Source organism: Novosphingobium sp. BL-S-21 (genome assembly GCF_055521655.1).
The window spans coordinates 2,439,812-2,454,511 of sequence record NZ_CM145496.1; the positions used below are offsets into that span (position 1 = coordinate 2,439,812).

The following is a 14,700-nucleotide window of genomic DNA, read 5'->3' on the forward strand; positions in this document are numbered from 1 at the left end:
GGTATCCTGCGGGGTGCCGGCTCTTCTCGTTTCAGAGCAGGGTGCGGGGGCCTTCCAGTCTCAGCAGGAAGGCTTTGGCCTCAAGGCCGCCGGCGAAGCCGGTGAGGGTGCCGTTCGCGCCAACGACGCGGTGGCACGGGGCGATGATCGAGATCGGGTTGCGGCCGTTCGCCGCGCCTACCGCCCGGCTGCCGCCGGGATTTCCAAGCGCGGATGCGATCTGGCCGTAACTGCGCGTCTCGCCGAATGGTATCGCGAGCAGTTGAGCCCAGACGCTTTTCTGGAAATCCGTGCCGCGGAAATCGAGCGGGAGGTCGAACACTTCCCGTTTGCCCGCAAAATAGTCGCCGAGTTGGGCCTTGGCCGCCGTGATGACGGGATGGTCGTGGGCATCCTCGGTCGCTTCCAGGCGGACGCGGGCCGGGTTGTCGTTCTCCCAGAGCACGGCGACGAGGCCGGCGTCGCTGGCGATCAGGGTGAGTTCGCCGATGGGTGAGGGCATTGTGCTTCGGGCGAGCGCCATGAAGCGGGTCTCCTGGGATGGGCGCGGCAAGGCGGGAGCGGAAGACTAGGTCAGCGTCGCCGCCAGGGCCAGTCCGTCACGCCGCTGGCCCACAGTGGCCACCAGATCAGCACCGGCTGCAGGGCAAGGCGCGGGACATGGTAAGCAAGGGGCAGGCCGCGACCGGGGTGGGCAAGGTCGATCAGCATATGCTGCAAGTTGGCGGGCCATACGCAGAGGGCATAGGCGGCAAGGCCCCAGCCTGCACCCTGGCGCAGCGCGGGCGAAATCGGTTGCAGCATGCCGATTGCACCCAGGATCTCGGCAATTCCGGTGAGGGCGACTACCGGGGCCGGGGCGGGCACCCAAGGCGGAACGATGGCGACGAACGGTCCGGGCAGCGCGAGGTGCAGAATACCCGCCGCGCCATAGAGCAGGCCGAGTATCCAGAGCGAGATGGCCCGGCGCGTCAGGTGCCCGCTCCAAAACGCATCAGGCGGCCACGGACGTTTCCGCAGCCGCCCTTTTCGCGGAACTTCTCTTTTCGGTTACTTGGCAGACGTGGTTTTCGGCTTCGTATAAGGCACGAAGTCCTGAAGGCCGACGAAACCGTTCCACATGCTGGGCGTGGTCCGATCGCGCAATTGCACGGTGTCGAGACGGCAAAGCTGGCTCGAATAGAGCTTCGTCACCAGGATATTGTCCGAATCGAGCCGATCGGCGTTGGTGGGGCGGTTCACGTAATAGGTGCTGCCCACGCGGTAGACGATCGCGGTCTTGTCGATGATCTGCGTGCTTTGCGCCTGGTTCAGCGGAATGCACGTCACCGGCTTTCCGGCGACACGGCCATCGAGGATCTTGGCGAGTTGCTGTTCGCCGGTCAGTTTTTCTCGTGCGAACACGGTGGGCGCGGCCAAAAGGCTGGCCGCGATCAGCGTGGCGCCGACGACATGCTTCAGTGACATGGTCTCTACCTCACTTTCCCAACCCTAGATCGCGCTTATGCCACGTTTCGTCTGAACATGGGCTGAAGCCTGGCAGGCGTAAACCCGGGGATTTCCTTAGGACGACAGGTATGTAAGGCGGTTACGCCGTACCGCCCACGGTGATGCCCTCGATGAGCAGGGTGGGCTGGCCGACGCCTGCCGGCACGCTCTGGCCGCCCTTGCCGCAGACGCCGACGCCGCGATCGAGTTCGAGGTCGTTGCCGATGCCAGTGACACGGGTCAGCACCGAGGGGCCGTCGCCGATCAGCGTGGCGCCCTTGATCGGCGCGCCGAGCTTGCCGTTCTCCACTTTGTAGGCCTCGTTGCACGAGAACACGAACTTGCCCGAGACGATGTCGACCTGGCCGCCGCCCATCGATTTCACGAAGATGCCGTTCTTCATGCGCGACAGCAGTTCGGCCGGATCGTCGTTGCCCGCCTTCATGAAAGTATTGGTCATGCGGACTTGCGGGGCGTGGGCGTAGTTCTCGCGGCGGCCGTTGCCGGTGGGATCGACGCCCATCAGGCGCGCGTTCATGCGGTCCTGCATGTAGCCCTTGAGGATGCCGTCCTCGATCAGCACCGTCTCCTGCGTGGGCGTGCCTTCGTCATCGATCGAGAGCGAACCACGGCGGTCGGCGATCGAACCGTCATCGACGATGGTGACGCCGGGCGCGGCCACGCGCTCGCCGATGCGGCCGGCGAAGGCCGATGTGCCCTTGCGGTTGAAGTCGCCCTCCAGGCCGTGGCCGACGGCTTCGTGCAGGATCACGCCGGGCCAGCCGGGTGCGAGCAGCACGGTCATCTCGCCCGCCGGGGCGTCCACGCTTTCAAGGTTGACCAGCGCCTGGTTCAGCGCGGTGTCGATGGCGCGGTTCCAGTTGGCCGGGTCGAACAGCGCGTCGTAGAGATGGCGGCCGCCCATGCCGAACGAGCCGGTTTCGCGGCGGCCGTTGCTTTCGGCGACGATCGAGACGCTGAGGCGTACCAGCGGGCGCACGTCGGTGGCGATGAAGCCGTCGGGACGGACGATCTCGATGACCGACCACTGGCCGGTGAGACTGGCGCTGACTTGCGAGACGCGGGGATCGCGGGCGCGCGCGGCGGCGTCGATCGTCTCCAGCAGCTTCACCTTTTCCTCGAACGGCACAAGGTCGAGCGGCGAGACATGGGTATAGAGGTGGCGGTTGCTCTTCTGCGGCGGCGCGGCGCGCACGGCGCCTGCCGGGTCCAGCAATTGCAGCGTCTCGCCCGCGCGGCGGATGGCGGCGGGGGAAATCTCGTTGGCGTGCGCGAAGCCGGTCATCTCGCCGGTGACACCGCGCAGGCCGAAACCGGCGTCGCGCGAATAGTCGGCCGTTTTCAGGCGGCCGTCATCGAAGCCGAAGGCCTCGGTGGCCATGAACTGCATGTAGAGTTCGCCGTCCTCGCAATTGCGCAAGGTCTCGGCGGCGAGCGCCTGGGCGTCCTCGGGCGAAAGCTGGCGATAGAGGAGCGAGCGCGGATCGGTCATGGTCATGCCCCCCGATATAGGCGCCGCGCGGCGGGAGGCAATTGTTTGGTACGCCATTCGCCTCCGCGAATGGCTCGCGGCACCGGCCCGAGTCTTTGTTGGATGCGCCTTCGACATCCGTCGAAGGCTTGCGGCACCGGCCCACGCCCCCACCCGACCTCCCACTAGTATATCCTGATGGGAGGTCGGGTGGGAGCGTGGGCCGGTGCCGCTTTCCGGGCGTGAGCCCGGACAAAAATCTCAGCTCAGGCCGAGGAACAGGCCAGCCAGTGCCGCGCTCATCAGGTTCGAGAGGCTGCCGGCGCAGAGCGCGCGCACGCCAAGCCGGGCGATGATCGGGCGCTGGTTGGGGGCGAGGCTGCCGGTGACGGCCATCTGGATGGCGATCGACGAGAAGTTCGCGAAGCCGCAAAGCGCGAACGTAACGACGGCCACGGTGCGGGGGCTGAGCGCCGTCATCTGGCCGAGGTCGATGAAGGCGACGAATTCGTTGAGCACGATCTTGCTGCCGAACAGGCTGCCGGCCTGCATGGCCTCGTTCCAGTCCGGCACGGCGAGCAGGTAGAATACCGGCGCGAAGATGTAGCCGAGCAGGCCCTGGAAGGTCACGCCGCTGAAGCCGAACAGCCCGCCGATCCAGCCGACAAGGCCGTTGGCCAGCGCGATCAGCGCCACGAAGGCCAGCACCATGGCGCCGACGGCCACGGCCAGCTTCACGCCGGTCTGGGCGCCTTGCGAGGCGGCCATGATGATGTTGGCGGGCTTTTCTTCCTCGTGCTCGAGCGCTTCCGGCTCATCGACGTGGACGCCGGGCAAGTGGGTCACGTCGGCGCGGTTGAGCGCGGCGGCTGCGGCACCGGCGGGGGGCAGGGTGCTCTCGTGAACGGCAAGCTCTTCGCCCGCGATGGTCTGGACCTGTCCGGGGCGCGGATCGGGCATGATCATCTTGGCCATGAAGATGCCGCCCGGCGCCGACATGAAGGCGGCGGCGACCAGATAGTCGATACGGATGCCCATCGAGGCATAGGCGGCCAGGATCGTGCCGGCCACGCCGGCCAGCCCGACGCTCATCACGCAGAACAGCTGCGAGGGATTGAGATTGGCCAGGTAGGGGCGGATCACCAAGGGAGCTTCGCTCTGCCCGACGAAGATGTTCGAGGCCGCGCAGAGGCTCTCCACCTTGCTGATGCCGGTCAGCTTCTCCAGCCCGCCGCCGATCCAGCGCACCACCAGCGGCATGATCTTGAGATAGTAGAGGATCGAGATCAGCGAGGCGAAGAAGATGATTACCGGCAGGGCCGAGATGGCGAAGCTGTGGCCGCCGATCTCGGGGCTGGCGAGCGGGCCGAACAGGAAGTCGACGCCTGCGTGGGCATAGCCGAGCAGGCTTTCCACGCCGGCTGCCGCGCCGCCAAGCAGGTCCTTGCCGAAAGGAACGTAGAGCACGAGCGCCGCCAGGCCCGCCTGCAGCGCGAAGGCCGCGCCCACCACGCGCAGACGGATCGCCCGGCGGTTGGTGGAGAGCAGAAAGGCGACGGCCATGATGAGAACGATGCCGAGCAGACTGTAGGCGACGTGCATCGTCCCCGTTTCTCCGAAAATACGTGCTGAATCTGTGCGCAAACCTAGAGGCGCGCATCCATGACGGCTAGTGCAATTGTTCCGCGCCCGTTAGAGCATCGTCATGGAACCGCAAGCCCCTGCAAGCGCGCAATCCCGCGCCATCGCCATTCCCCGCTCGATGTTCGTGTTCTCCACGCTCTATGGCGGACTGGTCGTCCTGGCGGGCGTTCTGGGCATCAAGATCGCCTATCTCGGACATTGGCCGGTCTTCGGCGACCTGGCCGTCGAATCGGGGATTTTCGCGTTTCTGCTGCTGGTGGTGCTGTCGAGTGCGGTGGCCGAATTGCACGGCACGGCAGTCGCCAACCGGCTGGTCCGGTTCGGCTTCATCCCGCTGATCGTGTCGATGACGCTGCTTACGCTGGTGATCCACGTCGTCCCGGCTGCCCCGTTCTGGGACGATCAGGAAGCCTATGCCCGCCTCCTGGGGCAGGGCGCCCGCATGCAGTTTGCCGGGCTGGTGTCCTATGGCGTCTCGCAAACGCTGAACGTCACCGTGTTCTCGCGCCTTTCGGCCGGTCGCGAAGGGCGTATGCTGATGATGCGCGCCTGGATCGCGAGCTTGCTGTCGCAAGTGGTCGACACGCTGATCTTCATCACCATCTCCTTCGCCGGGGTCCTGCCGATCTGGGACATCATGGGCGGGCAGATCATCGCCAAGCTGGTGCTCTCGACAATCATGGTGCCGCCGTTCATCTGGCTCTTCGTGAAGCTGGGCCGCAAGCTGGACGGCGTCTGACCTGAACTCCGCTTAGAGCGCATTCTGTCGGCAGCGGCGCAAGTCGTTGTTGGGTGAACGAGGCGGGCGAATGCCCGTTTTGCACAGCCGCAAGATCGCGCAAGCAACCGACGGGGCGGGAGCGAAATAATCGGTCGTTTTTCCCCGAAATTGGGGTTTAATTCCTGACGCAGGGGTCTAATAGCGGCCCATGCCGATTCCGCACGATCCCGCCATGCTCTCGAAAGCCGAGACGCTCGTCGATGCGCTGCCCTACCTGCAGCGTTATGCCGGTCGCACGTTCGTCGTGAAGTACGGCGGCCATGCCATGGGCGACCCCGAACTGGCGCGCGATTTCGCGGAAGACGTGGTCCTGCTCAAGGCGGTGGGGATCAACCCGGTGGTCGTCCACGGCGGCGGCCCGCAGATCGGCGCCATGCTCAAGACCATGGGCGTGGAATCGCGCTTCGTCGACGGGCTTCGCGTCACGGACAAGCAGACCGCGCAAGTGGCCGAAATGGTCCTCTCGGGTGTGATCAACAAGGAAATCGTCGGCTGGATCGCGCAGGCCGGCGGCAAGGCCATGGGCATTTCCGGCAAGGACGGCGGCCTCGTCACCGCCAGCAAGGTGCAGCGCACCGCCAAGGACCCCGACAGCAATATCGAGCGTGTCGTCGACCTCGGCTTCGTGGGCGAACCGGCCCATATCGACATCAGCGTGATCGAGACGATTTCCTCGGCCGGCATGATCCCGGTGATCGCGCCGATCGCCCCGGGCGAAGACGGGCAGACCTACAATATCAATGCCGACACCATGGCCGGTGCCGTGGCCGCGGCGCTGGGCGCCTCGCGCCTGTTCCTGCTCACCGACGTGCGCGGCGTGCTCGACAAGCAGGGCGAACTGCTGACCGACCTGACCCCGGCCGACATTGTCCACCTGCAGCGCAACGGCACCATTTCCGGCGGCATGATCCCCAAGCTGGAAACCTGCATCCACGCGGTCGAGGCCGGCTGCGAGGCGGCTGTCGTGCTTGACGGGCGGGTTTCGCATGCCATGCTGCTGGAAATATTCACGCAGGAAGGCGCCGGAACGCTGATCCGCGCAGGCTGATTTCGTTCCGGCTCAAATCTGTTCAGGCCCAAAACTGTTCAGGTTCGGTCTGTTCAGGTTGGGCCAGAACTGCAAAGAGGAACTATCGGGCTGAAAGGCACTTCGAGCCACATGCGTAATACCCTCGTCATCGCCGGCGCCGTTTCGGCCATCACCCTCCTGCTTGCGGCCTGTAATGGCGAGCCGGTGGCCGAATCCAGCAGCGATCCGACCAGCGCTGCGAGCGAGGCGATCGCTGCCAGCGAAGAACCTTCCGGCGATGCCACCGCAGCGGCCACCAATGGCCTTGCAGCCCAGCTCGACCAGACCGCGCTGGGCGAACGCCGCGATCCCGAACGTCTCCTGCGCTACTACGTCAATGCCCTGCGCATCGGCGACTGGGACGATGCCGCCAAGGCCTGGACGCTCGACGCGCAGATGACGCCCAGCCGCCTGGCCGAGGAATTCGGCGGCGATGCCGGCCCGCGCATCGCGCTGGGCCGCGGCGACAGCAGCAATGCGGCCGGTACGCTCTATTACGAGGCGCCGGTGGTGCTGGACTTCGCCGATGGCCGCCCCTCGCGCCGCGGCAGCATCGTGCTGCGCCGTATCAACGACTTGCCCGGCGCCAGCGAGCAACAGCTCAACTGGCGCATCGAACGGATGTCGACCGTCACCCGGTAATCTCTCGCAGCAAATCCCGCAGGCGCCCGGCCCAGAGGCCGCGGCAGGCGGGGTTCGCCGGGCTTTCGGCCCCTTGCTCTGTAACCGAGCATTGCTCGGACCTTCCGGTCCTCTCCTGCGCTTGCTCCCCGCCCCCCGCCTCGGCTATCAGGCGGACGCTCCATTCCTCAGAAAGGCCCCACGCCCATGCTCGGCGGTGTGATCAACGCCCTTATCTACCTCGTCCAGATCCTGACGACCCTCGTGCTCGTGCAGTTCGTGCTGGGCCTGCTGATCGCCTTCAACGTGGTCAACCTGCACAATCGGTTCGTCGAGGCGATCTGGCGCGCGCTCAATGCGCTGCTCGATCCGATCCTCAGCCCGATCCGGCGCATCATGCCCAATACCGGCGGGATCGACTTTTCGCCGATGGTGCTGATCATCGGCCTCAACGTCCTCATCATGATCCTCCAGCCGATGGCGTACGCCTGATATGAGCGCAGACACCAGAATCATCGACGGCAAGGCTTTCGCCGAGGGCCTGCGCACCCGCATCGCCGCCGTCGCGGCCGATTTCGAGGCGAAGGCCGGCCGCAAGGCGGGCCTCGCGGTCGTGCTGGTGGGCGAAGACCCGGCCAGCCAGGTCTATGTCCGCAACAAGGGCAAGCAGACCGTGGCGGCGGGCATGGAAAGCTTCGAGCACAAGCTGTCTGCAGACGCGTCCGAGGCCGACCTGCTGGCCGTGGTCGAGCAGCTCAATGCCGACCCGGCGGTGGACGGCATCCTCGTCCAGCTGCCGCTGCCCGCGCACATGAACGAGCAAAAGGTCATTGCCACGATCAATCCCGACAAGGACGTGGACGGTTTCCACGTCGTCAATGTCGGGCGTCTCGCCACCGGCCTGCCGGGCTTCGTGCCTTGCACGCCGCTGGGCTGCGTGATGCTGTTGAAGGACCGGCTCGGCTCGCTTTCGGGCCTGGATGCCGTGGTGATCGGTCGCTCCAACATCGTCGGCAAGCCGATGGCGCAGTTGCTGATCGCGGAAAGCTGCACCGTCACCGTGGCGCATAGCCGCACGAAGGATCTGGCCGACGTGGTGCGCCGCGCCGACATCGTGGTGGCGGCCGTCGGCCGTCCCGAGATGGTCAAGGGCGACTGGATCAAGCCCGGCGCCACCGTGATCGACGTGGGTATCAACCGCGTTCCCCGTACCGACCAGGGTGCCGAGGAAGGCAAGACCCGCCTGGTGGGCGATGTGGACTTCGCTTCGGCGGCCGAGGTTGCCGGGGCGATCACCCCGGTCCCCGGCGGGGTCGGCCCGATGACCATTGCCGTCCTGCTGCGCAATACGATCGTCGCCGCGCACCGCAGCGCGGGCCTGGCGCTGGACGAGAGCGCCCTTTGAACCGGCCGCCGGCCCGGGTCCTGGCCGCTGTCGCCGGCGGGCTGGCGCTCTTCGCGCTGGCCGCCGGCCCGGCCGATGCCCGGCGCCGACCGGAATATGCGCCGGGTAACGGCACGGCCAATCCCAGCGCGCTTGTCGCCGCCGAAATCGCTTTCGCGCGAACGGCGCGCGAGAAGGGCCAATGGAAGGCCTTCGACGAATTCGCGGACGATGAAGCGGTGATGTTCGTGCCAGAACCGGTCCGCGCCAAGGAATGGCTCAGCGGCCGCAAGGAGCCGGCGGCGCCGGTGCAGTGGCAGGCCCATCAGGTCTGGATGAGTTGCGACGGCACCATGGGGGTGACCAAGGGTGCCTGGCAGCAGCCCGATGGCACGGTGGGCTATTTCACGACGATCTGGCAGCAGCGCAAGAAAGGCGACTATCGCTGGGTTCTCGATCAGGGGGATGCGCTTGCGCAGCCGCTCAAGGAACCGGACATGCTTTCGGCATCCGTTGCCGATTGCGCCGGCGGACCGGGCGACGAGCTGCTGGTCGAGCGGGACCGCGAAAAGACCGCGCCCGGCATGGACGGCCGGGGGCGCTCGAAGGACGGCACTTTGACGTGGCGTTACCATGTCGAAGCCGATCACTCGCGCTGGCTGGCCGTATCGATGAAGAAGAACGGGGCGATGACCGAAGTGCTGCGCAGCGAAGTTGCCGCGCCGAAAGACCGGAACTAGGGGCAACGAACGGCATGTATGAAGTCTTCCTCAGTGCCTTCGTCACGCTCTTCGTGGTGATCGATCCCCCCGGCTGCGCGCCGATCTATGCGGGACTTTCGGCCGATGCCAGCCGTTCGCAGGCGATCTCCATGGCGGCACGCGCCTGCATGATCGCCAGCGCCATCCTGGTGGTCTTCGCGCTGTTCGGCGCCCGCCTGCTCGGCGCGCTCCACATCGAGCTGAACGCTTTCCGCATCGCCGGCGGCATCATGCTGTTCATGATCGCCATCGACATGGTCTTCGAAAAGCGCACCCAGCGCCGCGAGGAGCGGGCCGAGAAGATCATCGCTCACAATGCCGAGACGCCTGAGATCGACGACGTCTCGGTCTTCCCGATGGCCATGCCGATGCTGGCCGGGCCGGGATCGATCGCGACGATCATGCTGCTCACGTCCCGCGCGCACGGGGCGGAGCAGACCATGGCGATCCTGGCCGCCATGGTGGCGGTCATGCTGTTGAGCTTCGCCGCCCTGGCCGCTGCCGGACCGCTCATGCGGGTGCTGGGAGACAAAGTCGAAGCCGTCATCACGCGGCTGCTGGGTGTGCTGCTGGCGGCGCTGGCGGCGCAATATGTGATCGACGGGGTGAAGACGGTCCTTCTGCAATAAGGCGAATTCATCGCGGGTTCAGCGCCTGGGGGCAGTCTTGCCCTTCTCTGCCGCAAAAGGAGGGTGCGATGCTCCGCTTGCTGTCTGCCGGTTTCGCTGGAGCGCTGCTTCTGGCCGCGTCCATTGCCGAGGCGCAGATCGTCGGTCCCCCGGCGCCGAGGCCCGGCGACGCCTTCCCTGACGCGGCCCGGCAGACCGCCGACGAGGCCAATTACCGCATAGACTTGCGCAAGGCGGATCAGGCCATTCGCGAGGGGCGGGAGTCGGGTCGTCTCTCGAAGCAGGAAGCCAGGGGTCTGCGCAAGGAACAGCGGCAGATCGGCTCCCTGGCGGAACGCTACGGCAGCGACGGCATGTCGGCGCGCGAAGCGGACGAACTCTACATGCGCTCCCGCGTGCTGGAGAGTCAGGCCAGGTTACCCGGTAAAGACAAGCGCTAGGACACGCTTTCGAGCGGCGCCGATCGCCGGGGGCAGGCAGAACCGGGACGCGTGGGCGCTGCTTTAACCCCTACTGCAGGGTCACGGCGTCATCGTCGTCCGAGTGGCGGCCGAAGAACTGCATCAGTTGCACCAGCAGTTCGCAGCGGAGCGGCAGGGTTTCCGCCTCCAGCAGGGCCTGCTTGGCCGCGGCATCGAAAGGCGCGATCTGCGAGACGCCGTTGATCAGCGACTGATCGTCGAGCCGCCCGACCTGGTCCCAGTCCACCGCATAGCCCTGGGCATCCGCGAAGCGCTTGGCTTCCCGTTCGAAGCTGGCGCGCTCGATCGGGGCGAGCACTTCGTCGTCGCGTTCCGCAAGGAGTTCGGCTTCGACCTGGCGGAACGGGGTCGGCACATCCAGTTCGCGCAGCAGGCGAAACCGCGATTCGCCGGTGAGCACGATATTGAAGCGGCCGTCTTCCAGGGCCTCGACATCGCCGATGCGGCCAAGGCAGCCCACTGAAAACAGCGGGGCGCCTTCGGCCGGGCGCTGCGGCTGGATCATGCCGATGCGGCGATCTCGCGCCAGGGCGTCGCTCACCATCGCCCGGTAGCGGGGCTCGAAGATATGGAGCGGCAATTGCAGCCCCGGATAGAGCACCGCTCCCGGGAGCGGAAAGATGGTGATTCGCGCCACCGTCAGCCGAACAGGACAGTGGAGAGCTTGCGGCGGGTGGCGGACACCCAGGGATCTTCAAGTCCGGTGACATCGAAGATCTGGAGCAGCTTGGCACGCGCGGCACCTTCGTTCCATTCGCGGTCGGCAGCAACCATGCGCAGCAGCGTGTCGGCGGCCGCGTCGCGCTCACCCGCGGCGAAGGCGGCGTTGGCGAAAGCAAGCTGCGCTTCCATGTCGGCCGGGCGCTCGGCGGCGGCAGCGCGCAGGGCGGCGAGTTCGCTGTCCTCGGGCTTGTCCTTGGCAAGGGCAAGCGCAGTGCGGGCGCGTTCGACTTGCGGGTCGGCCGCCAGTTCCGGTTCGAGGCTGGCGAGAACCTGCTCGGCCTCGTCAAGGCGACCGGCGAGCACCAGTGCCCGCACGAACCCGGCGAGCACTTCGCCATTGTCCGGCGCCATTTCGAGGATCTGCATGAATATGGCGGCGGCGCGTTCGCCGTCGCCTACGGCCAGGGCTTCCTCGCCCATGGCGATCAGCGGCGCGAGATCCTGCTGCGGCTCCGCGCCGCCCGGCTGGATGGGAAGCTGGGTCAGAAGCTGGTCCAGCGTCTGCTTGAGCTGCGATTCGGTGCGGGCATTGGTGAGGTCCGCCACCGGCTGCCCCTGGAAAATCGCGTAGACCGTGGGGATCGAGCGCACCTGGAACTGCGAGGCGATGAACTGCTCTTCATCGACGTTCACTTTGGCAAGGATCACGCCCTTGTCGGCATATTCCGCGGCGACCTTCTCCAGCACCGGCGTCAGCGCCTTGCAGGGGCCGCACCATTCGGCCCAGAAATCGAGGATCACCAGCTGCGTCATCGACGGTTCGGCTACCGTCTTGCGGAACCGGTCGACCGCTTTCTGTTCGTCGAGGTTGAGACCCATGCTGGCCAAGATACGTGCTCCCGTGAAAAACGAATGGCACCCTAGATCGTCCTTCGGGACGGATTTGTGAAGGGTTCATGTCCAGTTAGGTGTGGTTCTGCGGGGCTTCTGAAAATTCTTTCGATTTTCCTCTTGCGGCCCTCAAAAGGCACTGCTAGTGGCGCGCCTCCACCCCGGACCTGCCGGTTACGCCAGCAGGTCTTGAACGTCAGAGCGGGCGTAGCTCAGGGGTAGAGCACAACCTTGCCAAGGTTGGGGTCGAGGGTTCGAATCCCTTCGCCCGCTCCAGTTCACATAGGGATTTCCGGTTAGCCGGAAGTCTCCAAACGCCAGAGCGGGCGTAGCTCAGGGGTAGAGCACAACCTTGCCAAGGTTGGGGTCGAGGGTTCGAATCCCTTCGCCCGCTCCAGTTTTCCTTCGGTGGAAATCCAGACATTCCAGATCGCGAACATCCACACCAGGTGGATGCCCCTAATCGCGCGCTTATCCGGCGTGAACCCTGTTCGCCTAACCCCGTCCGCTGCAATCGGCGGAGGGAAATGTGGGCGGATTGGAAGCACTGCTGATCAAGGCCAAAGGCGCGGCCAAGCGGGGCGAGACCGAGACCGCCCGCGCGCTCTACCGCGAGGCGCTGGATCGGTTTCCACGCAACGGTCGGGCACGCGCGGCGCTTCAGGCGCTGGATGCGGCGCAGGCCGACCCGGCCCCCGGCGAACTCGCGGCGATGGTTTCCGCCTATCGTTCCGACCGCATGGACGAAGCCGCCAGGGAGGGCGCCCGACTGGCCGGCGTCTTTCCGCAGAGCTTCACCGTCCACAACCTGCAAGGCGCGGCGCTGCTGGCGCTGGGTATCCTGCCCGAGGCCGAAGCCGCTTTCCGCCGCGCCATAGCGCTGGACCCGGATGCCGCCGCCTGCCGCAACAACCTGGCCGTGACGCTGCGCCGCCAGAATCGGTCGGCCGAGGCGGAAGAAATCTACCGCGCGGTGATCGCGCGCCACCCGGACTATGCCGATGCGCGCTTCAACCTGGCGAATCTGCTCGACGCGCAGGCGCGGTGGGACGAGGCCGAAGAGGAACTGGCGCGGACGGTGGCGCTCGATCCCGGCTATACCGAGGCACATTACAATCTGGGCAACCTGCTTGCGAAGCGCGGGGCGCGGGAAGAGGCGGTCGCCGCCTATCGCCGTGCGGTCGCGCTGCGGCCGGGTCATGCCCTGGCCTGGAACAACATGGGCGGGGAACTGCTGCTGCTGGACCGCCTGGACGAGGCTCTCGCTGCCTACGACCGCGCCTTGGAGGCCGAGCCTGCCGGTACGCAGGCGATGGTCAATCGCGGCAAGGCGCTGGTGCTGAAGGGCGCGTTGCCGGACGCCATCGCGGCTTTCCGCAAGGCCTGGACGCTCGTTCCCGACGACCGCTCGGCGCTTCTCCAGGCCTTGTTCGAGGAAGCGCACATCTGCGACTGGCGGCGCCGGTCCGAGTTCGCCCTGACGGACAGTCCTTCGGCCGCGGCGGTGCAGCCGTTCGCGGCGCTGCCTTTCGTGGACGACCCCGGCTACCAGTATCGCCGCTCGCTGGCCTGCGCGGCGGTGAAGTTTACGGAGGGGCCGCAGAGCTTTCCCGATCCGCCGCCTTCCTGCGATGGACGCATCCGTATCGGATACTTCTCGGCGGACTTTCACGATCACGCGACGATGTACCTGATGAGCGGCCTGTTTCGCGAGCACGATCGCAGCCGCTTCGATATTCGCCTCTACAGCTATGGCCCGCGCCGCGAAGGCGATGCGGCGCGCGCAGCCTTGCGGGGGCAGGTCGATGCCTTCATCGAGATCGGGCACCTGGCCGATGCCGCTGTCGTCGACAGGGCGAGGGCGGACGGGCTGGACATCGCGGTCGATCTCAAGGGCTATAGGCGCGGCACGCGCACGGCGCTGTTCGGCCGCAGGCTGGCGCCGGTGCAGGTGAGCTACATGGGCTATCCGGGTACCCTGGGCCATCCCTGCATGGACTACTTCATCGCCGACGCCGTTTCGCTGCCGCCCGGGCAGGAGGTCTGGTTCACCGAGAAGATCGTGCGGCTGCCGCATAGCTATCAGGCGAACGACGATCGCCGCATCATCGTGCCGGACCGGCGCGGGCGCAGGGCCTGGGGCCTGCCCGAGCACGGATTCGTGTTCTGCTGCTTCAACCACACCTACAAGATCGGGCCGGACGCATTCACGATCTGGATGCGGCTGCTCGGCGCCGTGGAGGGCAGCGTGCTCTGGTTGCTGCGCTCCAATCCCTGGGCGGAGCAGAACCTGCGCCGAGAGGCGGCGGCGCGCGGCATCGATCCGGCGCGGCTGGTCTTTGCCGAGAGCGTTCCGCATGGCGAGCACCTCGGGCGCCTGGCGCTGGCCGATCTGTTTCTCGATACCTTCGCGGTCAATGCCCATACAACGGCCAGTGACGCGCTTTGGGGCGGCCTGCCCGTCCTCACCATGGCCGGACGCCAGTTCGCCGCACGGGTGGCGGCCAGCCTCGTCCATGCCGTCGGCCTTCCGGAACTGGCGGTGCCGGACCGGGACGCCTACGAGGCGGCGGCGCTGGCCTTGGCGCGAGACCCGGACGCGCTTGGGACATTGCGTGATCGCCTCGCCGCCAACCGGCTGACGGCGCCGCTGTTTCGCACCGCGGTCTATACACGCCGGGTGGAGGCGGCTTTCGAGGAAATGCACCGGCGCCGCCTGGCCGGACTTTTGCCGGATCACTTCGACGTCGACGAGTAAAGGAAAAGGCCCGGGGATGCTTCCCCGGACCCTTGGC

The 14,700-nt window shown here is 66.4% G+C and carries 16 protein-coding genes and 2 tRNA genes; 11 read left to right on the forward strand and 7 right to left on the reverse strand.

Annotated features, from left to right (window positions below; all coding sequences use genetic code 11):
• Positions 1–31: 31 nt before the first annotated feature.
• From ACZ1J6_RS20100 to ACZ1J6_RS20120, 5 genes are all read right to left on the reverse strand, one after another.
• Positions 32–523, reverse strand: coding sequence for a methylated-DNA--[protein]-cysteine S-methyltransferase (locus ACZ1J6_RS20100; protein WP_465127891.1), 492 nt, complete (start codon positions 521–523; stop codon positions 32–34).
• A gap of 50 nt (positions 524–573) precedes the next feature.
• Positions 574–975 carry a DoxX family protein gene (locus ACZ1J6_RS20105; protein ID WP_465128285.1) on the reverse strand — a complete coding sequence of 134 codons (402 nt, stop codon included), beginning with the start codon at positions 973–975 and terminating at the stop codon, positions 574–576.
• Between the two features lie 75 nt (positions 976–1,050).
• Complete coding sequence (locus tag ACZ1J6_RS20110) at positions 1,051–1,467, reverse strand: hypothetical protein (RefSeq protein ID WP_431568491.1); 417 nt, start codon at positions 1,465–1,467, stop codon at positions 1,051–1,053.
• A gap of 121 nt (positions 1,468–1,588) precedes the next feature.
• Entirely contained in the window at positions 1,589–3,007 is a 1,419-nt protein-coding gene (gene tldD / locus ACZ1J6_RS20115; protein WP_132268175.1) for a metalloprotease TldD, read from the reverse strand.
• 234 nt (positions 3,008–3,241) lie between these two features.
• Positions 3,242–4,582, reverse strand: coding sequence for a NupC/NupG family nucleoside CNT transporter (locus ACZ1J6_RS20120; RefSeq protein ID WP_132268177.1), 1,341 nt, complete (start codon positions 4,580–4,582; stop codon positions 3,242–3,244).
• A gap of 103 nt (positions 4,583–4,685) precedes the next feature.
• Here ACZ1J6_RS20120 and ACZ1J6_RS20125 point away from each other — a divergent pair, with 103 nt between their 5' ends.
• The 8 genes from ACZ1J6_RS20125 to ACZ1J6_RS20160 all read left to right on the forward strand — a co-directional run bounded on the left by ACZ1J6_RS20125 (position 4,686) and on the right by ACZ1J6_RS20160 (position 10,309).
• Positions 4,686–5,363 (forward strand): queuosine precursor transporter, encoded by a 678-nt coding sequence (locus ACZ1J6_RS20125; protein WP_132268179.1) that lies wholly within the window; start codon positions 4,686–4,688, stop codon positions 5,361–5,363.
• Between the two features lie 190 nt (positions 5,364–5,553).
• Positions 5,554–6,453: an acetylglutamate kinase gene (argB, locus tag ACZ1J6_RS20130; protein ID WP_132268181.1), complete on the forward strand. Its 900-nt coding sequence runs from the start codon at positions 5,554–5,556 to the stop codon at positions 6,451–6,453.
• A 111-nt stretch (positions 6,454–6,564) separates the two neighbouring features.
• Positions 6,565–7,116 (forward strand): hypothetical protein, encoded by a 552-nt coding sequence (locus tag ACZ1J6_RS20135; RefSeq protein WP_132268182.1) that lies wholly within the window; start codon positions 6,565–6,567, stop codon positions 7,114–7,116.
• Positions 7,117–7,302: 186 nt separating this feature from the next.
• Complete coding sequence (locus tag ACZ1J6_RS20140; RefSeq protein WP_132268184.1) at positions 7,303–7,587, forward strand: YggT family protein; 285 nt, start codon at positions 7,303–7,305, stop codon at positions 7,585–7,587.
• 1 nt (position 7,588) lies between these two features.
• Positions 7,589–8,500: a bifunctional methylenetetrahydrofolate dehydrogenase/methenyltetrahydrofolate cyclohydrolase FolD gene (gene folD, locus ACZ1J6_RS20145; protein WP_465127892.1), complete on the forward strand. Its 912-nt coding sequence runs from the start codon at positions 7,589–7,591 to the stop codon at positions 8,498–8,500.
• The gene (locus ACZ1J6_RS20150) at positions 8,497–9,219 is read left to right on the forward strand and encodes a hypothetical protein (RefSeq protein ID WP_465127893.1); all 723 of its coding nucleotides are present in this window, start codon (positions 8,497–8,499) and stop codon (positions 9,217–9,219) included. Before folD ends, ACZ1J6_RS20150 begins: the two co-directional genes overlap by 4 nt.
• A gap of 14 nt (positions 9,220–9,233) precedes the next feature.
• Positions 9,234–9,869: a MarC family protein gene (locus ACZ1J6_RS20155; protein WP_132268188.1), complete on the forward strand. Its 636-nt coding sequence runs from the start codon at positions 9,234–9,236 to the stop codon at positions 9,867–9,869.
• A gap of 68 nt (positions 9,870–9,937) precedes the next feature.
• Positions 9,938–10,309: a hypothetical protein gene (locus ACZ1J6_RS20160; protein ID WP_465127894.1), complete on the forward strand. Its 372-nt coding sequence runs from the start codon at positions 9,938–9,940 to the stop codon at positions 10,307–10,309.
• A gap of 70 nt (positions 10,310–10,379) precedes the next feature.
• On the opposite strand, the gene ACZ1J6_RS20165 is transcribed toward ACZ1J6_RS20160, so the two are convergent.
• On the reverse strand, positions 10,380–10,988 hold the full coding sequence (locus tag ACZ1J6_RS20165) for an LON peptidase substrate-binding domain-containing protein (protein ID WP_132268192.1): 609 nt from the start codon (positions 10,986–10,988) through the stop codon (positions 10,380–10,382).
• A 2-nt stretch (positions 10,989–10,990) separates the two neighbouring features.
• Positions 10,991–11,893 (reverse strand): tetratricopeptide repeat protein, encoded by a 903-nt coding sequence (locus tag ACZ1J6_RS20170; protein WP_465128286.1) that lies wholly within the window; start codon positions 11,891–11,893, stop codon positions 10,991–10,993.
• A gap of 213 nt (positions 11,894–12,106) precedes the next feature.
• On the opposite strand from ACZ1J6_RS20170, the gene ACZ1J6_RS20175 reads away from it, so the two are divergent.
• The 3 genes from ACZ1J6_RS20175 (at position 12,107) to ACZ1J6_RS20185 (ending at position 14,663) form a co-directional block, all read left to right on the forward strand.
• Positions 12,107–12,181: transfer RNA gene (locus ACZ1J6_RS20175), tRNA-Gly, on the forward strand.
• A gap of 46 nt (positions 12,182–12,227) precedes the next feature.
• A tRNA-Gly gene (locus ACZ1J6_RS20180) sits at positions 12,228–12,302 on the forward strand.
• Positions 12,303–12,443: 141 nt separating this feature from the next.
• A complete protein-coding gene (locus tag ACZ1J6_RS20185) occupies positions 12,444–14,663 on the forward strand; it encodes a tetratricopeptide repeat protein (RefSeq protein ID WP_465127895.1) in 2,220 nt (739 codons plus the stop codon).
• Positions 14,664–14,700: the final 37 nt, after the last annotated feature.

What these genes read in the sequence shown, in the direction of transcription:
- ACZ1J6_RS20100 (WP_465127891.1), bottom strand. Translation starts at nt 523, where the DNA reads ATGGCGCTCGCCCGAAGCACAATGCCCTCACCCATCGGCGAACTCACC.
- ACZ1J6_RS20110 (WP_431568491.1), bottom strand. Translation starts at nt 1,467, where the DNA reads ATGTCACTGAAGCATGTCGTCGGCGCCACGCTGATCGCGGCCAGCCTT.
- tldD (WP_132268175.1), bottom strand. Translation starts at nt 3,007, where the DNA reads ATGACCATGACCGATCCGCGCTCGCTCCTCTATCGCCAGCTTTCGCCC.
- ACZ1J6_RS20120 (WP_132268177.1), bottom strand. Translation starts at nt 4,582, where the DNA reads ATGCACGTCGCCTACAGTCTGCTCGGCATCGTTCTCATCATGGCCGTC.
- ACZ1J6_RS20125 (WP_132268179.1), top strand. Translation starts at nt 4,686, where the DNA reads ATGGAACCGCAAGCCCCTGCAAGCGCGCAATCCCGCGCCATCGCCATT.
- argB (WP_132268181.1), top strand. Translation starts at nt 5,554, where the DNA reads ATGCCGATTCCGCACGATCCCGCCATGCTCTCGAAAGCCGAGACGCTC.
- ACZ1J6_RS20135 (WP_132268182.1), top strand. Translation starts at nt 6,565, where the DNA reads ATGCGTAATACCCTCGTCATCGCCGGCGCCGTTTCGGCCATCACCCTC.
- ACZ1J6_RS20140 (WP_132268184.1), top strand. Translation starts at nt 7,303, where the DNA reads ATGCTCGGCGGTGTGATCAACGCCCTTATCTACCTCGTCCAGATCCTG.
- folD (WP_465127892.1), top strand. Translation starts at nt 7,589, where the DNA reads ATGAGCGCAGACACCAGAATCATCGACGGCAAGGCTTTCGCCGAGGGC.
- ACZ1J6_RS20155 (WP_132268188.1), top strand. Translation starts at nt 9,234, where the DNA reads ATGTATGAAGTCTTCCTCAGTGCCTTCGTCACGCTCTTCGTGGTGATC.
- ACZ1J6_RS20160 (WP_465127894.1), top strand. Translation starts at nt 9,938, where the DNA reads ATGCTCCGCTTGCTGTCTGCCGGTTTCGCTGGAGCGCTGCTTCTGGCC.
- ACZ1J6_RS20170 (WP_465128286.1), bottom strand. Translation starts at nt 11,893, where the DNA reads ATGGGTCTCAACCTCGACGAACAGAAAGCGGTCGACCGGTTCCGCAAG.